This is a genomic window from Malaciobacter sp. (genome assembly GCF_055140965.1).
In genome coordinates, this window is the sequence record NZ_JBSRRO010000053.1 from 1 (window position 1) to 21,602 (window position 21,602).

At 27.9% G+C, this 21,602-nt stretch carries 17 protein-coding genes and 1 pseudogene; 13 read left to right on the forward strand and 5 right to left on the reverse strand.

The window, feature by feature from the left end; translation table 11 throughout:
- Nucleotides 1-103: 103 nt before the first annotated feature.
- Entirely contained in the window at nt 104-988 is an 885-nt protein-coding gene (garR, locus tag ACTCCZ_RS12220) for a 2-hydroxy-3-oxopropionate reductase (RefSeq protein ID WP_079579992.1), read from the forward strand.
- Between the two features lie 11 nt (nt 989-999).
- Here garR and ACTCCZ_RS12225 read toward each other — a convergent pair whose 3' ends face one another.
- The 3 genes from ACTCCZ_RS12225 to ACTCCZ_RS12235 are packed head-to-tail and all read right to left on the reverse strand — an operon-like array spanning nt 1,000 to nt 3,168.
- Nucleotides 1,000-1,638 (reverse strand): helix-turn-helix transcriptional regulator, encoded by a 639-nt coding sequence (locus ACTCCZ_RS12225; RefSeq protein WP_079579993.1) that lies wholly within the window; start codon nt 1,636-1,638, stop codon nt 1,000-1,002.
- 49 nt (nt 1,639-1,687) lie between these two features.
- Nucleotides 1,688-2,782, reverse strand: a complete 1,095-nt coding sequence (locus tag ACTCCZ_RS12230; RefSeq protein ID WP_079579994.1) for a threonine synthase — start codon at nt 2,780-2,782, stop codon at nt 1,688-1,690.
- Between the two features lie 11 nt (nt 2,783-2,793).
- Nucleotides 2,794-3,168: a RidA family protein gene (locus tag ACTCCZ_RS12235; RefSeq protein WP_079579995.1), complete on the reverse strand. Its 375-nt coding sequence runs from the start codon at nt 3,166-3,168 to the stop codon at nt 2,794-2,796.
- A gap of 239 nt (nt 3,169-3,407) precedes the next feature.
- Between ACTCCZ_RS12235 and ACTCCZ_RS12240 the strand changes: the two genes are divergently transcribed.
- The 3 genes from ACTCCZ_RS12240 (at nt 3,408) to ACTCCZ_RS12250 (ending at nt 7,322) form a co-directional block, all read left to right on the forward strand.
- Nucleotides 3,408-4,142: an ion transporter gene (locus ACTCCZ_RS12240; RefSeq protein WP_079579996.1), complete on the forward strand. Its 735-nt coding sequence runs from the start codon at nt 3,408-3,410 to the stop codon at nt 4,140-4,142.
- 63 nt (nt 4,143-4,205) lie between these two features.
- Nucleotides 4,206-5,156: a substrate-binding domain-containing protein gene (locus ACTCCZ_RS12245; RefSeq protein WP_228145348.1), complete on the forward strand. Its 951-nt coding sequence runs from the start codon at nt 4,206-4,208 to the stop codon at nt 5,154-5,156.
- Complete coding sequence (locus tag ACTCCZ_RS12250; protein WP_079579997.1) at nt 5,157-7,322, forward strand: PAS domain-containing sensor histidine kinase; 2,166 nt, start codon at nt 5,157-5,159, stop codon at nt 7,320-7,322.
- Here ACTCCZ_RS12250 and ACTCCZ_RS12255 read toward each other — a convergent pair.
- Nucleotides 7,319-7,795: a MarR family winged helix-turn-helix transcriptional regulator gene (locus ACTCCZ_RS12255; RefSeq protein WP_079579998.1), complete on the reverse strand. Its 477-nt coding sequence runs from the start codon at nt 7,793-7,795 to the stop codon at nt 7,319-7,321. The genes ACTCCZ_RS12250 and ACTCCZ_RS12255 overlap by 4 nt on opposite strands.
- Before the next feature lie 102 nt (nt 7,796-7,897).
- Between ACTCCZ_RS12255 and ACTCCZ_RS12260 the strand changes: the two genes are divergently transcribed.
- The 4 genes and pseudogenes from ACTCCZ_RS12260 to ACTCCZ_RS12275 all read left to right on the forward strand — a co-directional run bounded on the left by ACTCCZ_RS12260 (nt 7,898) and on the right by ACTCCZ_RS12275 (nt 13,831).
- Nucleotides 7,898-9,127: a TolC family protein gene (locus ACTCCZ_RS12260; protein WP_079579999.1), complete on the forward strand. Its 1,230-nt coding sequence runs from the start codon at nt 7,898-7,900 to the stop codon at nt 9,125-9,127.
- Nucleotides 9,124-10,227 carry an efflux RND transporter periplasmic adaptor subunit gene (locus ACTCCZ_RS12265; protein ID WP_079580000.1) on the forward strand — a complete coding sequence of 368 codons (1,104 nt, stop codon included), beginning with the start codon at nt 9,124-9,126 and terminating at the stop codon, nt 10,225-10,227. The genes ACTCCZ_RS12260 and ACTCCZ_RS12265 overlap by 4 nt, the downstream gene beginning before the upstream one ends.
- 1 nt (nt 10,228) lies before the next feature.
- A pseudogene (locus ACTCCZ_RS12270) lies at nt 10,229-13,239 on the forward strand (efflux RND transporter permease subunit).
- A gap of 1 nt (nt 13,240) precedes the next feature.
- Entirely contained in the window at nt 13,241-13,831 is a 591-nt protein-coding gene (locus ACTCCZ_RS12275; RefSeq protein WP_131828689.1) for a TetR/AcrR family transcriptional regulator, read from the forward strand.
- Between the two features lie 6 nt (nt 13,832-13,837).
- Here ACTCCZ_RS12275 and ACTCCZ_RS12280 read toward each other — a convergent pair whose 3' ends face one another.
- The gene (locus tag ACTCCZ_RS12280) at nt 13,838-15,484 is read right to left on the reverse strand and encodes a BCCT family transporter (protein ID WP_079580003.1); all 1,647 of its coding nucleotides are present in this window, start codon (nt 15,482-15,484) and stop codon (nt 13,838-13,840) included.
- 167 nt (nt 15,485-15,651) lie between these two features.
- Here ACTCCZ_RS12280 and aroB point away from each other — a divergent pair, with 167 nt between their 5' ends.
- Genes aroB through bioV form a run of 5 tightly spaced genes read left to right on the forward strand, consistent with a single transcriptional unit; the run spans nt 15,652 to nt 21,588 of the window.
- Complete coding sequence (gene aroB, locus ACTCCZ_RS12285; protein WP_079580004.1) at nt 15,652-16,689, forward strand: 3-dehydroquinate synthase; 1,038 nt, start codon at nt 15,652-15,654, stop codon at nt 16,687-16,689.
- Complete coding sequence (locus ACTCCZ_RS12290; protein WP_079580005.1) at nt 16,689-18,365, forward strand: mechanosensitive ion channel domain-containing protein; 1,677 nt, start codon at nt 16,689-16,691, stop codon at nt 18,363-18,365. The genes aroB and ACTCCZ_RS12290 overlap by 1 nt, the downstream gene beginning before the upstream one ends.
- Complete coding sequence (gene mtaB, locus ACTCCZ_RS12295; RefSeq protein ID WP_079580006.1) at nt 18,362-19,630, forward strand: tRNA (N(6)-L-threonylcarbamoyladenosine(37)-C(2))-methylthiotransferase MtaB; 1,269 nt, start codon at nt 18,362-18,364, stop codon at nt 19,628-19,630. The genes ACTCCZ_RS12290 and mtaB overlap by 4 nt, the downstream gene beginning before the upstream one ends.
- The gene (locus tag ACTCCZ_RS12300) at nt 19,611-21,086 is read left to right on the forward strand and encodes an AAA family ATPase (RefSeq protein WP_079580018.1); all 1,476 of its coding nucleotides are present in this window, start codon (nt 19,611-19,613) and stop codon (nt 21,084-21,086) included. The genes mtaB and ACTCCZ_RS12300 overlap by 20 nt, the downstream gene beginning before the upstream one ends.
- Entirely contained in the window at nt 21,076-21,588 is a 513-nt protein-coding gene (bioV, locus tag ACTCCZ_RS12305) for a pimelyl-ACP methyl ester esterase BioV (protein WP_196778288.1), read from the forward strand. Before ACTCCZ_RS12300 ends, bioV begins: the two co-directional genes overlap by 11 nt.
- The last annotated feature ends 14 nt before the right edge of the window (nt 21,589-21,602 follow it).

Below are 21,602 nucleotides of genomic sequence, written 5' to 3' on the forward strand. Positions count from 1 at the left end.
TTGGTAAAACAATATTTAACTTTACCAAAGTCTAAATAACTATCAGATTACTACTCTTATTTGATCTAGTAACTTGATAAATTTATTATACGAGGAAATAAATATGAAAATTGGATTTATAGGATTAGGTATCATGGGAAAACCTATGGCGAAAAATCTATTAAAAGCAGGGTATGAGCTAGTTGTTACAAATAGAAGTAAAGCTTCTGTTGATGAGTTGGTATCTGCTGGTGCGCTTGGTGCAAGTAGTGCTAAAGAAGTCGCTCAATCTTGTGATGTGATTATTACTATGCTTCCAAACTCTCCACAAGTTAAAGAGGTGGTTTTAGGTAAAGATGGTGTGATAGATGGCATAAAAGCTAGAAGCATTGTTATCGATATGAGTTCTATCGCTCCTTTGGTTTCACAAAGCATAGCTCAAGAGTTAGCAAAAAAAGATGTAGAGTTTCTAGATGCCCCTGTAAGTGGTGGTGAGCCTAAAGCTATTGATGGAACACTTTCTGTTATGGTTGGTGGTAAAAAAGAGGTATTTGACAAGTGTTATGATATTTTGCTTTCTATGGCTGGTTCTGTTGTATACACTGGAAAGGTTGGAGCGGGAAATACTACAAAACTAGCAAACCAAGTTATCGTTGCACTAAATATCGCTGGTATGTGTGAGGCTTTAGTTTTAGCTACAAAAGCTGGAGTTGAGCCAGAGTTAGTTTATGAAGCAATTAGAGGAGGCTTAGCTGGAAGTACTGTTTTAGATGCAAAAGCTCCTTTAGCAATGGATAGAAAATTTGATCCAGGATTTAAAATCAATCTACATATAAAAGATTTACAAAATGCACTTGACACTGCCCATGAGATTGGAGCTCCTGTTCAACTTACAGCTAGTGTTATGGAGGTTATGCAAGCTATGAAAGCTGAGGGTGAAGATCACTTAGATCATGGTGCTTTGATAAGATATTATGAAAGATTGGCAAAAGTTGAAGTAAAAAGGTAAGTAAAAATACTCTACCTTTTTCCTCTAATGCTATCTAAGTAACTGTATATTGTTACTTTTGAAACGCCCATATATTTTGCGACTTTATCAATAGAGCCTTTTACTAAAAAGATGCCTTTTTCATCCATAAATTTGATGATTTCTAGACTATCTTTTCTTGTTAGTTTTTCTATGTTAGTATTTTCAAAAATCTTTTTTATAAGATTGTCAAGGATACTTACTATATCTTGGTCAAGTACATATTTCTCTGATTCTTTTGTTTCTTGTCCTGATGGTGTTCCTAAAAAGTCTTGCAACTCTTCTTGCAAAAGATGAGAAAGAGTCAAATCATAGTTTAAGCATAGCATACCTATTACTTCATCTTTTTCATCACGAATCAAAGCTGATGAAGATTTGATTTTTTTTCCATCTTCTGTTTCAAAAAAGTAGTTAACTACATAGTCATCTTTAAAATCTTTATTAAGTAATACCATTTTTATTAGATGATCAAAACTTTGACCAACTTTTCTACCAGTAACATCACCATTTGCAGCGTAAACCACAGAGTTTTTAGGTTGTGTTAAATCATGCAATACCACTTCGCAATTTTTTCCAAATGTTTTTACAATCATATTTGCAATGGGTATATAAGCTTTAAGAACTAAGTGCATTAAAAGTCTCCTTGTCAAAGTGTAATATATCAAAAAAATGCTAAATTATTTAGTGGTCAGATTTCAATCCAGCCCCACACATAGATATTAAACAATCACTTAGTTTCTCATTTGTTTTACAATACTCTAAATATGCTGCATATGAAGCAGCTGTTGTATGTTCACAATATACGCCTTTTTTAGCAAGGATTTTTCTACTTTCAACTATTTTATCTTCTGGTGCAATAATTGTTTTGATATTGTATTTATAAATATACTCTAAAATCTCTTCTCCACGCATTGGTACACCAATTGCAATACCTTCTGCTAATGTGGGTTTAAGAGTTACTTTTGCAGGTTTTGTTTCTTTGTTTTTTACAGCTTCTACAAAAGGAGGGCAGTATTGGCTTTGTATTGCATAGATATTTGGCATAGATTTGATTAGTTTACTTTCAAGTAACTCTTCTAAAGCTTTAATTACACCTATAAATAAAGTTCCATTTCCAAGTGGTACAAATATGTTTTTAGGGATTCTGTTTAGTTGTTCATACACTTCATAGATATAAGTTTTTGTTCCTTGATAAAAAAATGGATTATAAACATGATTTGCGTAAAAAACTTTTTCTTCTTCTACTTTTTGTCTGCAAATATCAGCACAATCATCTCTTGAACCATCTGTTATTGTAACTTTTGCATTATGAGATTTTATCATATCTATTTTTTTAGGAGATGTTCCTTTTGGAACAAATATTTCACACTTTATATTTGCTTTTGCACAATATGCAGCGATACTATTTCCTGCATTTCCACTGCTATCTTGTACAACACTTTCTACTCCTATTGATTTGCAATGAGATATTAACATAGCAGCACCTCTATCTTTAAAAGATAGTGTTGGCATGAAATAGTCCATTTTTAATAAAATATCTTTATCAAACTCAATAATAGGAGTCATTCCCTCTCCTAAAGTGATATCTTTGTAACTATCATCTATTATAGGCATAAACTTTCTATATCGAAAGAGTCCCCATGTGTTTTTATCTACTAAATCTAAATTAAATTTTGGTACATGAAAGTGTAATTTCCATAATCCCCCACAATCACACTTTGCTTTGTGTGTTCTTACATCTTCAGTTTTTTTACATTTGCTACAAATATACTTCATAATAATCTCCTTTAACAAGCTGCTATAACATCAATTTCAACTTTAAAACCAAAGTGAAGTTTTGCTAAAGCGGTAATTGTTCTTGCTGGTGTATGTTCTGCAAAAAAATCACTATATATTTTATCAACTATTGTCCATTCATCCAAATCATTAATATAAACATTAACTTTTAAGACTTTTTCTTTAGCTGAACCTGCTTCTTGTAGAATTAATTCTATATTGTTTAGAACTTGTTTTAACTCTTCTTGCATTGTTCCAAACTTTTTTTCACCAGTTTTTGGGTCAATAGAGAATTGCCCTGAAATATAGACTCTATTGTCTTCTATTAGTGCTAAAGCATAGTGTCCATTTGCTTTTAGATTTTGTATTTTTCTAATTATTTTCATAAGTGCACCTTTTGTGTTTTTTAAAATTATATAATTTTTTATATGTTATGTCAAGTTATTGTATAAAAAGTTATATAAATTATGCTTTATTAAATAAATATGCTATTAAAATTAATAGAAAATTTTATTTTAAACTATTTTATATAAAAAATTATATGTTTTTGGGTGATTAAAACCTTTATGCTTTTTTTGATAAACTACGCGTATTTTAAAATAATAATTAATAAGGTTTAATCATAATGAATTTAAAAAGTCAGTTGTACTTAATATTTGAAGATCCCTCAAAACATAAATATGGATATTTTCTACAAGTTGCTATATATATAAATATTATTGTAAGTATTATTGTTATGTTTCTTGAAACAGAAAAAAGCTTAAGTGAATATTTTGATTTATTTAAAACAATAAATATGGTAAATATATTTATATTTACTTTAGAGTATGTATTAAGAGTCTATTCTATAAATAAAAATAAACTAAAGTATATGCTAACTCCTTTGATGATTGTTGATTTGATTGTACTTTTACCTTTTTATCTTACTTTCTTTAATATTGATTTAGGTTTTTTAAGAGGTCTTAGAATAATAAGAATTTTTAAGCTATTTAGATTGGCAAAGTTCAATGAGTTTGATAAGATTATAACAGAAATTTTAAAAGAGAAAAAAGAGGAGTTTTTATATATTGTTGTTGCGATTTTTATTCTTTTATTTACCTTAACTCCTCTTGTTTATTTTGTAGAAACAAAAGCTCAACCTGAAGTTTTTACTAGTATGTCCACAACTTTATGGTGGTCTGTTACTACTTTTACAACAGTAGGTTATGGTGATATGTATCCAATTACTACAATTGGAAGAATGCTAACAACTGTTGTTAGTGCTTTAGGAATTGCTTTTTATGCTATTCCTGGAAGTATTTTTACAAGTAGTTTACTAGATAAAATAAATGAAAAAAGAAAAGAAAAAGATAATGAATAAGTAAATATTCTGAGTTATTATCTATGATATGTTATGATTAAGTAATAAAATTAAAGGTTTAGGGTGTTTTACTTCAAATTTCTTATTATTTTTACTATTTTTATGACTTCTTATGTAAATGCTTCAGAAAAAAAGTTAATTTATATTGTTTCTGATATTAGGATTCCTTTTTGGGAAATCATGAGTAAAGGTATCAAAAATAAGTCATCTAATTATGATTATGATGTAGAAGTATATAGCTCATCAAATAGTGCAAAAATTGAGCTAGAAAATACTGTAAAAGCAATTAGAAGTAAACCTGATGGTTTGATTGTATCTCCCACAAATTCATCTGCTTGTGTTACTATTTTAAAATTTGTCAAAGAAGCAAATATTCCTGCTGTTATTTTAGATATAGGAACTGATAGTGGAGAGTATTTATCTTATATCTCTTCTGATAATAAAACGGGTGCTTATAATATAGGAAAAGTTTTAGTAAAGAAGATGCAAAAATTAGGCTATGAAGATGGTTCAGTTGCAATTGTTGCTGTTCCTCAAAAAAGAATAAATGGACAAGAAAGAACAAGAGGGTTTTTAAAAGCACTAAGTGAAGCCAAAATAAAAAGTGTAGATTTAAAGCAACAAATAACTTGGACTCAAGCAGAAACTTATATTTATACAAAGGAGTTTATTAAAAAATATCCAAATTTAAGGGCTGTATGGTTACAAGGTTCAGATAGATATCAAGGAGCACTTGATGCTATAAATGAATTAGATAAAAAAGGTGAAGTTTTATTATTGACTTTTGATGCAGAGCCAGAGTTTATAGAGTTGATACAAGATGATATACTTGTAGGCTCAGCCATGCAACAACCTTATTTGATGGGGCAAAAAGCTGTTGAACAATTTTATAACTATTTTAACAAAAAAGAGGTAATAAAAAATATCCAAATGCCAATACTTGCTATTTCAAAAGATAATATTAAAGAAAAGTTACCTCTTATAAAAAGAAATGTTTTAGGAATAGAAAAATAGATGAAAAATGCCAAATCTCTTTATGTTACATTTGCTATTAGTATTTTTATTATTGTAACTATTTTTATGAGTATAAGCGCTACTTTTTCGTATGTAAGTACTAAAAATAGCATCATAGAAAACATGAAAGAGAGTTCAGAAAACACAATTAATACTCTAAAAAATAATTTGACAAACCTTATCTCATCATATGCTGTAAATGAATACACAAATCTTTTGTACAATGAGATTAAAAATAAAGATATTTCTGCAATAGTTGTAAGAGATTATAGTATGGGAAAGATTGTAGGTAAAGAGGCTTATATTATTGGAAAAATAAGAATTGATGGTAATATTGTTGATTTTAATGCAAAAAATAAATCTCATGTTTCTTCTTTAAAAACTTGCTACTATAAAAAAGAGTTTAAAATAAAATCTATGATAAAAAAAGATTTAGGTCATATTACTTTATGTGTATCTGATGAAAAGATGAAAGAAGAGTTACATGCTATTATTTATAAGACTATAAATAATACTATACTTATATCTTTATTTTTAATAATATGTCTTTTTGCTCTTTTTCATTATCTTTTGATGAAACCTATTTCAAAAATAATATCAAATTTAAATAATACTGATAAAGATGGGATTCCTGTAAATGAACTTCCTTTAACTTTTTCAAAAGAGTTAAATTTACTTAATGGTGCAGTAAATAAAATGTTGTATTCAATTAAATCTTCAAGAAATATATTAAAAAAGAGTGAAAGCAGACTAAAGTATTTATTAGAGATGAGTCCTATTGCTGTAAGAATTGCAAAAAATAAAGGTACTAATGTTGTATTTTCAAATCATACATATGCCTCTTTGATAAAAGAAGATTATGTAATTGATTCAGACCCTTCAAAATATTATAAAGATAAAAATGAATATAAACAAATAGTTGAAAAGATAAAAAATAAAGAAAAAATCTTTAATAGATTAGTTGAATTTAAAATAAAAGATAAAACAGTTTGGGCACTTGCTTCATATATGAGTATTAAGTTTGATCAAGAAGATTCTGTTATTGGTTGGTTTTATGATGTTACACGAGAAAAAAACTTACAAAAAGAGCTAATAAATCAAAAAAATGAGTTTGAAGCAATATTTAAATATACAAAAGATGGATTGGCACTTTTAGATTTGCAAAGCAATTTTTTAAAGTTCAATGAAGCTTATTTAAAACTGACAGGATATACAAAAAAAGAGTTATTAACAAAGTCTTGTATAGGCTTAACAGCTATTGAAGATAAAGCAAGAACTCAAAAAGCAATGGATGATGTTTTAAAAGATGGCTCAAAAATAAATTTTGAAAAAAGTTGCTTAGTTAAAGATGGGCGAACAGTAAGAGTTAGTCTCTCTTTAGTACTACTTCCAGATAAAAAAACAATTCTTTTAAGTGCCAAAGATATTACAGAACAAAGTATTATTCAATCACAAGCAAAATTAGCTTCAATGGGTGAAATGATAGGTAACATTGCCCATCAGTGGAGACAACCATTAAATATAATATCAACAATTGCAAGTAGTATAAAAGTTAAAAATGAGTTTGGACAAAAAGTAGAACTTGATGATTTGTTATTTGATATGACACATATTATGGAACAAACACAATATCTTTCAAAAACCATAGATGATTTTAGAAACTTTATAAAAGATACAAATGAAAAAGAGCTTTTAAGTATTGTTAATACTATAGAAAAAACATTAGTTATAATTCACTCTTCTTTTTTAAATAATAATATAAAAATTATAAAAGATTATGAAGATGATATTGAAATAGCAGGTTATCAAAACCAACTTATTCAAGCTATTATGAATATACTAAATAACTCAAAAGATGCAATTATTGAAAATATTATAGATGATGATAAAAAAGTAGTTCATATAAGCACTAAAATAGTAAATAAAAATTTTATTGTTTCCATAAAAGATAGTGGAAAAGGAATAGATAAAGATAATATTGATAAGGTTTTTGAACCATATTTTACTACAAAACATCAAAGTGTTGGTACTGGTATTGGCTTATCTTTGGCTCATCAAATAATTACAGAGCATCACAATGCATCGATTGAAGTTTCAAACTGCACTTTTAATGTAAACTCAAAAGAGTATAATGGTGCTTGTTTTAATTTGATATTTAAAATCTAAAAAAGTTTATATGTTAGTTTTTTTAGAATTTTTTTGAAAGTTTTTGTCTCTTCTTCTGATAATATATCAAAAAAGTACTTTCTTTTTTCAATCATTTCATCTAGACATTTAAGTGTTAATTCTTCTCCTTCTTGTTCAAGTGAGACTAACATACTTCTTTTATCTTGTGCTGATGGTATTCTTGAAATTAATTTTCTGCATTCTAGTTTTTTTAAAACCTTTGTCATTCCACCAGATGAAAAAACAGTTGCTGAGTATAAATCTGTGGGAGATAAAGTCTTTCCATTAAAATACAATGCTGCTAATACATCTATTTCTGAATGACTTAAATCATATTTTTCTTTTATATAGTGTTCTGTTTCATTAAATAGATTTCTATATATTAAAGTAATTGGCAATGCTATTGCAAACTGTTCATAGCGTGGGTTGTTAACTGTTTCAGTAAAGAATTGGTCTAAATGTTGTTTTTCCATTTTAAAATTCTATCTAAAATAAGGTTAAAAAGATAAATCTTTCTAGAAAGATATCTTTAAGCTAATTAATGTTATCCTTCTAGCAAGATAAAAGGAGTTATTTTGAAAAAGATTTATTTTCTATTTTTTATCCCAATTTTACTTATGGGACAAAACTTAGACGAGTTAATAGATTTGTCTATTAAAAATAGACTAGTTGATTCATATAAAAGTGATTTAGAATCATTGAAAAAAGAGTATGACAGTGTAAGAAGTGGTTATTTACCAAGTTTAAATCTTGGTGTAAACTATTCAAAAGCAAATAAAGAACTTGCTTCAACACCTGATAATAGTACGACACTTAATGCTTCAATTGATTATACATTATATGATGGTGGAAAAAAATATGACAGATACTCAAGTTATGAGATGAGTATAAAAGGTAAAAAAGAGGATTTATCTTCTATAAAAAATCAAATATCTTTAGATGTTACTAAATATTATTATGATTATTTGTCATTATTAGCAAAAAAAGATGCAAAAAATAAAGAGATAGAGCAGTTAAAAGCTCAATATGAAAGATTAAGTAGATTTTTAGAAGCTGGAACTACAACAGAAGATGAAATACAAAAAATTATATCAAGAGTACAAAGTGCAAATGTGAACTTACATGAAATAGAGTTAGAACTTCAAACTATTATTCATAATTTAAAATATATTACAGGGCAAACAGTAAGCATTGATGATGGTTCATTTATTGAGCCTTTAAAACAAGAGCAAATTCAAAGTAATAGAGCAGATATAAACTCTTTGAAGTTTCAAGTAAAAGCTTTATTTGAAGATGCAAGTGCACAAAAAAGTGATTATTTACCAACAATTAGTGTAAGTAATACTTACACTAATGCAGATATGAATTATGATAATAGTGACTTTAAAGCACCTTATGATGAACAAAATATATTTTCAGTTAATTTAAAATGGAATATTTTTTCATTTGGAGAGACAAAAAATAGATTTGAATCAAAATATAAAAAATATATTAGTGCAAAATCAAAATATGAGTACGAAAAAAATAGAGCAAATGTTGATTTACAATTGGCAAAAAAAGCATATGAAATTGCAAAATTAAAGATTGATTCTGCACAAGCTGGATTAAAAGCAGCAAATAGTGCATATGAAGTAATAAAATCAAAATATCAAAGTGGACTTATTGATAATGTTGCTTTTTTAGAATCTCTTAGTGAAAAATATGAAGCAATAAGTGTATTAAAAAGTGCTTTATATGATATAGAAGTTAAAAAAGCAAATCTTATTTATCATAGTGGAAAAAATTTAAAGGAATATATTAGATGAGAAAAAGAGTTTTACCCTTAATAGTTTTAATAGTTTTAGGTTTTAATGCTTGTAGTGATGATACACAAGCAAAACAACAAGCAAACTCAAAGCAAGAAAGACCTGCTTTACCAGTGAAAATATTTGATGTAAAAAATGAAACACCAACTATTTCAAAAGAGTATCCAGCAGTTATAAAGCCTTTTGAAGAGGTAAATGTAATTGCAAGGGTTTCAGGAACTTTAGAAGAGAAGTTTTTTAAAGAAGGTGAATTTGTTAAAAAAGGCAAGCTTTTATATAAAATAGAAGAGGATGTTTATAAAACAAATTTAAATATGGCAAGTGCAAATGTAAAAAAAGCACAAGCAAACTATAATAAATCATACAAAGATTATCAAAGAGCAAAAAAACTTTTAAAAAGTAAAGCTATTAGTGTTCAAAAATATGATGAATATGTATATATTTATGAAGATTCAAAAGCTCAGTTAGAAAGTAATAAAGCAAGTTTGCAAAAAGCAAAAATTGAGTATGATTATGCAACTGTAAAAGCTCCAATTAGTGGAATAGTAGGGATTAAACAAAGTGATATTGGTGATTATGTTGGAACAAACTCTTCAAACTCATTATTAGTTACAATAACTTCTATAAACCCTGTACATGTAGAGTTTTCATTAAGAAAAGATGATGTAGTGGCTTTTTTAAGTCAAATTAAAGATGGTAAAGTAAATGTTACTTTAGATGTAAATGATAAGACAATTAAAGGGGAAATAGATTATATATCTCCACAATTAGATTTAGATACTGATACTTTACTTTTAAGAGCAAAATTTAATAATGATGAAAATAGTTTAATTGTTGGTGAGTTTACTAAAATAAAATTAAATAATATAACTGTAAAAAATGTACATATAATTCCAGAAGAGGCTATTTTAAAAACTGCAAATGGTGATTTTGTTTATGTAGTAGAAGACAATATAGCAAAACTTAGACCAGTAAAACTTGGAAGTTTATTACAAAGTGGTGTAGTAGTTAAATCAGGTTTAAAAATTGATGATAAAATAATTGTTAGTAATATAGCAAAAGTAAGACCTGACACAAAAGTACAAGAGTTAGGTAAATAGTATGTTCTCTTCATTTTTTATTAAAAACCCAGTATTTGCTGCTGTTGTTTCTATAATTATCGTACTTACTGGAACAGTATCAATGATAAATTTACCAATAGAGCAGTATCCAAAAGTTATTCCACCTCAAATTATTGTATCTGCAACATATCCAGGTGCAAGTGCTGAAACTATTGCAAAAACAGTTGCAGCACCAATTGAGGAACAAATAAATGGTGCAAATGATATGATTTATATGAACTCTGTTGCCTCTGATAGTGGAACTGTTAGTATAAATGTATTTTTTGAAGTTGGAACAAATCCAAATGACGCAAAAATTGATGTAAACAATAGAGTACAAGCAGCACTTTCAAAACTGCCTGAACAAGTGCAAAGACAAGGTGTAAATGTAAGAGAAAGATCACCTAGTATGTTGCAAGTTGTTATGCTTCACTCACCATCAAATGCCCATGATATTAAATATTTATCAAACTATGCATTGATTAATATAGTTGATGATTTAAAAAGAATTAGTGGAGTAGGTGATGCAACAATCTTTGGAGCAAAAGATTATGCTATTAGAGTTTGGATTGACCCTCAAAAATTAGCAAAACAAAAGCTAACAACAGCAGAAGTTATTGATGCAATAAAAGAGCAAAATGCACAATATGCAGCAGGTAAGTTTGCAGCAGAACCAATTGTAAATAAACAAATGTTTACTTATACTTTACAAACACAAGAAAGAATGAGTAAACTTGGTGCTCAAAGTTATAATATGACAACAAAATTAAATAATCAACCAGCCATTCCAATTGGTATATTTTTACAAAGTGGGGCAAATGCACTTGATACTGCAAGAGCAGTAGAAAAAGTATTAGAAGATGCAAGTAAAAATTTTCCAGCAGGATTGGAGTATAAAATACCTTATGATAGTACAGATTTTGTTGAAATATCTATAAAAGAAGTTGCAAAGACATTTGTGGAAGCTATTATTTTAGTTATTGCTATTATTTTCTTATTTTTACAAAATTGGAGAGCTACACTAATTCCAGTTTTAGCAGTGCCTGTTTCTATTATTGGTGCATTTGCAGGAATGTATGCACTTGGATTTAGTATTAATTTACTTACACTATTTGGACTTGTTCTTGCAATTGGTATTGTTGTTGATGATGCTATTATTGTTATTGAAAATGTTGAAAGACATATGAGTGAAGGAAAAAGTGCTCTTTTATGGCAATGAAAGAGGTTTCAAGTGCATTAATCGCTATTGTTTTAGTACTTTCATCTGTATTTATTCCTGTTGCATTTATGGGAGGATTAAGTGGTGAAATGTATAGACAGTTTGCTATTACTATTGTAATTTCTATTGCAATTTCTGGATTTGTAGCTTTAACTTTAACACCATCATTGTGTGCAACTATTTTAAAAGATACACATAATAAAAAACCAAAAGGTTTTTTCAAATGGTTTAATGACTCTTTTGAAAAAGCGACAAAAGGGTACTCTTTCTTAGTTAAAAAAACTATTAGATACTCTATTATAAGTGTATTGTTATTTGGTGGACTTATTTTTGTATCTTATGATATGTTAAAAGATTTAAAAACAGGACTTGTTCCACAAGAAGATCAAGGTGCAATATTTTTATTTAGTTACAACCCTCCTGGTGCTTCACTAACTAGAACAGAAAAGCTATCAAATGAGATAAATCAAATTGTATCAAAAGATAACAATGTTGAAGATATAATTTCATTAGTTGGTTTAGATTTAGTTACATTTGGACAAAGAACACATGCAGCAGCTACAATTGTTAAGCTTAAAGATTGGGAACAAAGACAAAATCCATCTCAACATGCAGCAGTATTAAATCAAAAATTCAATAAACAACTAATGGCTACTTCTGATGGTTTTTCATTTGGTGTTTTACCACCTCCAATTATGGGTATGAGTATTTCAGGTGGATTTGAAATGTATGTACAAGATAGAAGTGGTGGAAAAATAGAGGATTTAAGTAAATATGTAAATCAAATAGTTGCTAAAGCAAATAAAAAAGAGCAGTTACAAGGAGTAAGAACATCTCTTACGCCAAATATTCCTCAATATAGAATTTTAGTTGATACAAAAAAGGCAAAAGCAAAAGGTGTTAGAGTTGATGATATTTATAACACATTAAGTGCAACATTTGGAAGTTATTATGTAAATGATTTCAATTTATATGGAAGAACATATAAAGTAAATCTTCAAGCTAAAGGTGAGTATAGAAGAGGTGTTGAGGATTTAAAATTTGTACTAGTTAAAGGAAAAGATAATCAACTTGTTCCTATTAGTTCTTTAGTAACTGTAAAACCAATTGTTGGTGCAGATATTGTTGAAAGATTTAATCTTTTCCAAGCAGCTAAAGTTTCTGGACAACCTGCATTTGGTTTTAGTTCAGGTGATGCTTTAAATGCAATTGAAGAAGTTGCAAAAGAAGTACTTCCTCAAGGATATACAATTAGTTGGGTTGGTACAGCATATCAAGAAAAACAAATTTCTAGTAGTAGTGCGCAAGCATTTATTTTTGGTATTGTTTTACTATTTTTAATTTTAGCAGCTCAATATGGAAGATGGCTAATGCCTATTTCTGTACTTCTTGCAGTTCCATTTGCAATATTTGGAGCAATAGTAGCTACACATTTAAGAGGATTGGAAAATGATATATATTTCCAAGTTGGATTACTTGTTCTAGCTGGACTTGCAGCAAAAAATGCAATTTTGATTGTAGAGTTTGCTTTACAAAAACAAAAAGAGGGCTTTAGTTTAAAAGAAGCTGCACTAGAAGCTGCAAAGATTAGATTAAGACCTATTATTATGACTTCACTTGCTTTTACTTTAGGAGTAATACCTCTTGCATTAAGTAGTGGAGCAGGAGCTGCAAGTAGACACTCATTGGGAACAGGTGTAATAGGTGGAATGCTTTCTGCTACATTCATTGCAATTGTATTTATACCACTTTTTTATATATTGGTTTCAAAGTTTAGTAAAAACCAAAATTAAAATGTCACAAAAAATTTGTAAACATCAAAAAAGAGAATCAATAGCCTTTTCTTGTAAGAGTTTAATCTTACAAGAAGGCTTAAGTGGTTTGACAATTTCAAGTTTAGCAAAAGAGGCTAATATTGGAAAAGGTACTATTTATGAGTATTTTGAAAATAAAGAAGATATTGTTTTAGAATTAGCAAATATACTTCATAAAGAGTATTTAGATGAAGTTTACAAATTAGCAGCAAAAAAAAACAGTATTGAAGATAAAATTAAAGTGTTGATTTTGACTTCTTATAAAGAAAAATTTATTGAGTATAGAAAAATCTTCAAAGAGTTAATAGGTGTTTCTTACTACAAAACAAACTGCGCTTTTATGCTTTTTCAAAATCAATGGTATAAACAAAACTATCAATTTTTATATAAATATATACAAAAAGCTATAAAAAATAAAGAGATTAAAGAGAATTCAACTATTTTTATAGATAGTATTTTAAGTACATTTGTAGGATATTTTATTCTTTCTTTTTCCAAATCAGACCTACAAAAGAGCATCAACTCCATTGATTCATATATTAATAATCTTTTTTTAATGCTAAGAGTATAAATAAAACTATTTATACTCTGGTTCTTTAAGTTTTTTAATATTTGGGTTAAACTCATCCATTATTGTTGGTTCTTCACCTACATCTTCATCTAAAATCCATGGTTCTCTTGCACTTAATTGTTCATTACCAGATCGTGCTGGTGTGCTTTCTAAACTTAGACTTTTTAATAATCCAGCTATCATAATAATTATAATAACTGAAAAAGGTAATGCAGCTGTTATAACTGCTGCTTGCAAGGTTTCTAATCCTCCTGCTAGTATAAGTACACCTGTTAATAATGTTAAAATTATTCCCCACAAAACTCTATGTGTAACTGGTGGTGTTGTTGAGCCTGCTGATAAGATTGTAGTTATTACTAAAGTTCCCGCATTTGCAGAGGTAATTAAATATGTGGCAATTAAGACAATCATTAAAAATGACATTATTTCTCCAAGAATACCAACTTCAAGATTTTCAAGCATAACAAATAGTGCAGAAGATATATTATTGTTTACAGCTGTAACTATATCTTTTCCTAAAAATAACTCTTCATATAAAGCTGTTCCTCCAAATAGTCCTATCCAAACAATTGTAATAAGTGTTGGTGTTAGTAATACTCCTGCAACAAACTCACCAAAGGTTCTACCCCTTGAAATTCTTGCTATAAACATCCCAACAAATGGAGACCAAGCTATCCACCAACCCCAAAAAAATACTGTCCAAACAGATTGCCAATTTGTATCATGTGTTACATTTGTATGAAAAGTTAATCTAACTATATTTTGTATGTAGTGACCTGTAGCTTCAACTGTTACACCAATTAAGTATTGAGTAGGTCCAAATACTAGTAAAAAAAGTAATACTATTATACTTAACCAAAAGTTTCCAATTGATAAAAGTTTTACTCCTTTATTTACTCCTGAAACAACAGAAATAGTTGCAATAATCATAATTGCACTCATTACTCCTAATTGTAAAAATAAAGATGATTTAATATTTAAAACCTCTTTTAATCCAGCATTCATCTGCTCAACTCCTAAACCAAGAGTTGTTGCAATACCAAAAACAGTACCAAATACTGCAAGGATATCTACAAAATCACCTAAAACTCCATCAACTTTTCTTCCAAATATTGGATATAGTGCAGAACGAATCGTCAAAGGATAACCATGTCTAAAAGAAAAATATGCCATTGTAAGTGCAATAAATGAAAAAATTGCCCAGCCATTTAAACCCCAATGAAAAAAACTAAGGCTCATACCTGTAATAGCTGCTTCTGGTGTCATTTCTGTACCTGTAAAGGGATTATTTTGAAATTGTATTATTGGTTGTGCTACTGACCAAAAAAGAATTCCTACACCCGTTCCTGCTGCAAAAAGCATAGAAACCCAAGAAAAAAATGTAAATTCTGGTTGTTCTAAATCACCTCCAAGTCTTACATTTCTATATCTTCCCATTCCAAGCCAAATCATAAAAGCTAATAAAAATGCTACTAGTAAAACATAGTACCACTCTAAAAAAGGGTTTAAAAATTCTCTTACATCTTTTAAATAATTAGCACTTTTTAAAGGAAAATATCCAGTAATAGCAACACTTAAAAGTATTAAAAAAATACTAAGTATTGACATTTTTTTATTCATTCCTTTAAATATCCCAATATTTGAAATTTCCATAAAAATTCCTTATAGTTAAAATAGAATTTTTTAAGATAACATAAATATCTTAACATATAATTAATAACTCACTTTTGTGTAACTATGCCTAGTTAATCATATTTTTAAAGCTAGAATTAGCTCTTTTTAGATAAAATTTATCAAATTATACTAAATGGATTTTATATATGATAGTAAATATTACTTTACCAAATAACACTTCTTATGATATTACAATTGATAGGTTAAATGAAATATATTATGATACAAAAGTTGTCATAGTTACAAACCCAACTGTAAGTTCATTTCACTTAGAGTATTTAAAAGAAAAAATTACAGCAAAAGAGATAAGTGTTGTTACTGTACCTGATGGAGAACAGTATAAAAATATGCAAACAATTGATATGATTTTAAATCATTGTTTTGAAAACAGACTTGATAGAAAGTCACTTTTAGTTGCTTTTGGTGGTGGAGTTATTGGAGATATGACAGGTTTTGCTGCTTCTATTTATCAAAGGGGCATTAGTTTTGTGCAAGTTCCAACAACACTACTTTCTCAAGTTGATGCAAGTGTTGGAGGAAAAACAGGAATAAATAATAAGTATGGAAAAAATCTTATTGGTGCTTTTCATCAACCAAAAGAGGTATTAATTGATCCTTTCTTTTTAACAACTTTACCAAAAAGAGAGTTTGGTGCAGGTGTTGCAGAGATTATTAAGATGGCTGTAACTTTTAATAAAGACTTTTTTCAATGGCTAGAAGAAAATGATTTAACAAAAGAAGAAAATATTAAAATAGCAATTCAAAAATCAGTTGAAACAAAAGCAAATGTAGTTATTCAAGATGAAAAAGAGAATGGCATTAGAGCAGCTTTAAATTATGGGCATACTTTTGGACATGTAATTGAAAATGAAACACAATACAAAACATATTTACATGGTGAAGCTGTTGGTATTGGTATGGTTATGGCAAATGAACTTGCAGTAAAGTTAGGTCATATAAGCCAAGAAGAAGCTTCAAGAGTAAAAAATTTATTAGAGAAATATAATATTCCTACAAGTTACAAAATTGCTAATGTTGAAGAGTTTTATGAGCATTTCTTTTTAGATAAAAAATCTCTTGATAATAAGATTAAGTTTATTCTTCCAAAAAAAATAGGAAATTGTCTAATTACAGATGAAATAAATAAAGATGATGTAATAGAAGTTTTAAAGGTTTTTAATTAATGAAAAGAGGTTTCTTTACTTATATTTTTGCAGCTTTATTGCTTTTTAATTTTTGTGTTTATGCAAATGAATTAAATGATGATATTTTAGATGAACCAAAAGAGTTAACAGCACAAGATTTAGCAAACCAAGAAATAGCTCAAAGACAAGCAGCTTTAAAAGAAAGAAGTATGCAAGATCTTGCTCAAATTGGCGTATTGCAAAAAAGAATAGAAGAGTTAAATGAAAAGTTAAAAGATAATATTTTATTAAAAAGATATAGTAATTATTTAGCTTATAGAAAAATATCTAAAGAGCTTGAGCTATTAAAACAAAGTGCAAAAGGTAAAGGTAAAACAGATGAGCACTATTCTCAATTAAATAATAAAATTAGAATTAAGCAAAATGAGTTAGAACTTATATCAGAGTATAAAGGTTCACCAATTGGAAGTTTATTAAGTCCCCCAGAAGTTGAAAAATATGAAGATATAACTAATCCTTTTGGAATAATTAATGCCTTATCATATATCAAAAAACTTGAAAACAATAAAAAAGAGTTTATTACAATAGAAAAAGATATTGCAAATCTTATATCTTTACTTGAAAAGAAAGTCTTTTTATATTTGGAACTATATAATTTAGATCAAAAAACTCAATATAAAGAGATTTTAACTTTTTTAGATAAGCAAAAAAAAGATTTTAATATGGTACTTGAAATAGTATCAACAACAGAAGAGGTTTATACAAGAAAAGTTGAACAAGTAACACTAGAGATAAAATCACAAATTTCAAGTCAAATACAGAAAATTTTTACAATTTTTATAATTGTTTTTTTACTATTTTTTATGTCATTTTTGATAAAACTAGGTTTAAAAAAATACTTTTCACAAAATGAGAGTTATTATCTTACAAATAAGATTATTAATTTTTTAGTGGTATTTATAATAGTTTTAATAGTTTTATTTTCATATATAGATAATGTTTCATATGTAGTAACAATCTTAGGTTTCGCATCAGCTGGTATTGCGATTGCTTTAAAAGATTGGTTTATGTCTATATTTGGATGGCTTGTAATTGTAACATCTGGTTCTATTCAAGTAGGAGATAGAATTAAAGTTACTAGAAATGGTCTTGAAGTTGTGGGAGATGTTTTAGATATTTCATTATTTAAAATCACTATTAGAGAAGATATAACTTTAACTTCTTATATGGTAAATAGAAGAACTGGAAGAATATTTTTTATTCCTAATAATTATGTTTTCTCAGAGATGATTGCAAACTATACACACTCAGGACTTAGAACTGTTTGGGATGGTATTGATATTACTATTACCTTTGATTCAAACCATAAAAAAGCACAACATATTGCAAAAGAGATTTTAAAACACTATTCTAAAGGATATACTGATATTACTAGAAAACAGTTATCAAAAATGAGAAGTAAGTATCAATTAAGAGCAACAGGAGTTGAACCTAGAGTTTATACTTTTGTTGAACCTTATGGTATTGTAATATCTTCTTGGTATCTTACTAACTCATATGCTGCATTGGTGCTTAGAAGTACAATGTCACCTGAAATTCTAAAAGCATTTATGGCAGAAGATGATATCCATATTGCTTATCCTACTCAAAGTATTAATCTTAATGAAAAAAGAGAAAAACCAGCAGATTTACCAGATGAAGGCAAAATTATATGATATTTTCACAAACAAAACCAAAGGTATATTTTAAAACTTTTGGTTGTAGAACAAATGTTTTTGATACTCAAGTTATGATGAGTAACTTAGAAGATTTTGAAGTAACAAAAGATGAAAAGCAAGCTGATATTGTAGTTATAAATTCATGTACAGTTACAAATAGTGCAGATTCAACTGCAAGGGGTTATATAAATCAGCTAAATAGACTTCCTAAAAAACCAAGAGTTGTTTTTACTGGATGTGGAGTATGGACTAAAGGCGAGAATTTATTTAAAGAAGATAAAGTTGATTCACTTTTTGGTCATAGTGAAAAAGAGAAAATCAATGAACTTTTAAAAAAAGAAGAGAGATTTTTTCAAGCTGGAGATTTAGAACATATTGATGATACTATTGTTGAAGAGTTTATAGGTAAAAGTAGAGCTTTTATAAAAATACAAGAAGGATGTGACTTTAGATGTAGCTACTGTATTATTCCTCACGTAAGAGGTGATGCAAGAAGTTATAAAGAAGATAAGATTTTAGAACAAATAGAAAAACTTGCAAGTAATGGTTTTGGTGAGTTTATTTTAACTGGTACAAATGTAGGAAGTTATGGAAAAAAACAACATACATCATTGGCTAAACTTCTTAAGAAAATGTCACAGATAAAAGGTGTTAGACGTATTAGAATGGGAAGTATTGAACCTATTCAAATTGATGATGAATTTAAAGAGATTATAAATGAACCTTTTATGGCAAAGCACTTGCATATTGCACTTCAACACACTTCAAAAGAGATGTTAAAAATAATGAACAGAAGAAATAAAGTTTTAAAAGATTTAGAACTTTTCGAGTTTTTAAAAGAGAATGGTTATGCTTTAGGAACTGATTTTATTGTAGGTCATCCAGGTGAGACTAATCAACTTTGGGCTGAAGCTATGGAGAACTTAAAAAGATTTCCTTTAACTCATGTTCATGCATTTACATATTCAAAAAGAGATGGAACACCAAGTGCATCTATGAAAGATATTGTAAAAGGTAATATTGCAAAAGAAAGATATAATGAATTAATATCTATAATAGAGAAGAAAAACTATGAGTTTAGAAAAAATAATACTCAAACATTAGAGGTCTTGATAGAACAAGAAAAAAATGGAAAATATATAGGGTTAGATCAATTCTTTAATCAAATTGAAGTTGAAAGTAGTGTTGATTTAACAGGAGATTGGATTTTCCTTGATGATTATGAAAGAAGGCAAGATAAAAATGTCGCAAGATTCAAATAATAAGCTAGACAAAAACTTAAAACTTATGATTTTATCAGCAACCATATTGCTGGTTTTATTTATTTATACTATGTATAAAAGTAGTACTCAAATTGAAGGAAGTTCTTATTATCTAGGGCTTCTTTTTTTATTTTTATTGCTAATAACTGCAATATTTTTAAAACTCAAGCAAAATAAGATTAAAGAGTTTTTTGATAAAAAAGGTATTAAAACAAGTGCTTTTGAAAAAGAGCTTAGTAAACAAAAAGAGCATTCTGTATCTAAAGAAGATGTGGAATCTTCAAGTAATATCAAAGCTGTTACATCAAATCTTTCATTTAAAGATGTTGCTGGTATTTCTGAGATTAAAAGTGAACTTGAAGAGATAGTTGACTTTTTAAACTCTCCTAAAAAGTATATTTCCCATGGAGTTAAACTTCCAAAAGGAGTACTTTTAGTAGGTCCTCCAGGTGTTGGTAAAACGCTTATTGCAAGAGCTGTTGCAGGAGAAGCTGATGTTCCATTTTTCTATCAAAGTGGAGCTAGTTTTGTTCAAATATATGTTGGTATGGGAGCAAAAAAAGTAAGAGAGTTATTTATAAAAGCAAAAGCTAGTGCTCCTGCTATTGTATTTATTGATGAGATTGATGCAATTGGTAAAAAAAGAACTGGTACATCAAATGATGAAAGAGAAGCAACACTAAATGAACTTTTAACTCAAATGGATGGTTTTGAGGGAGATAGTGGAGTTATTGTAATAGCTGCAACAAATAAAATTGATGTTTTAGATGATGCCTTATTAAGAGCAGGAAGATTTGATAGAAGGGTATTTTTAAATTTACCAAATATAGAAGATAGAAAACATATTTTAGAGCTTTATTTAAAAGGCAAGAATATTGAGTTTGATGTAGAAAAACTTGCAGATACAACAGCTGGTTTCTCTTCTGCTGCACTTGCTACTTTGGTAAATGAAGCTTTATTAAATATGATAAAAAGAGAATCAAAAGTTTTAGAAGATGAAGATATTGAAATAGCAAAAAATAAATTGCAGTTTGGAAAAAAACAAACAAAAATCTTAAATGAAAAACAAAAAGAGATTTTATCTATCTATCAAGCAAGTAAAGCTTTTGTATGCAAAAGTAAAGTTTCACTTTTTGATGAAGATGTGCCTAAATTAGAATCGACTTATCCCTCATATAATGAACTTATAGAAAATATCAAAAGATATTTAGCTGGTAGTATTGGTGTTGAAGTTATAAAAAAAGAACAACATGCAGTTAATAGTGATGATTTAAAGCATGCTATGAAGATTGCTTTAAATATGGTTGAAAAATATAAGATGGCAAATGATGCAAATGAACTTATAAATAGAGTTAAAAATGAGTTAAGAGCAGAGCTTTCACACAATGCAGTTGAGATTAATAGATTAAAAGAGATTATGTTAAAAAATGAGGTAATTTGTGAAAATGACTTCTAATTATTATCATGGTTTTTGTTTAAGTAGTGAAAAAGAGCTATTTAATCAATATTTAGTTGAAAATGATTTTACTATTAGTGGGTTTTCTTATGGTGCAATTAAAGCTTTTAAACAAGCTTTAAAAAGTGAAAAAAGAGTTGATTTATTGCAACTTTTCTCTCCAGCTTTTTTCCAAATCAATGATAAAAAATACAAAAGAATGCAACTGATGTTTTTTAAAAAAGATGCAAAAGCTTATTGTTTGAATTTTTTAGAAAATATCTCTTATCCTAAAAGTATTGATACTTCAAAGTATTTCAATCTTGGAACTTATGAACAATTAGAAGAGTTACTAACTTATGAATGGAAAGAAAAAGAGCTTAAAGAACTTATAAAAAAAGGTACTAAAATAGAAGTTTATCTTGGTGCAAAAGATAAAATAATAAAATCATATGAAGCAAAAGAGTTTTTTAAAGAGTTCGCAACAGTTTATTTTATAAATGATGCAGGACATATACTATAAATACAAAAGGATTA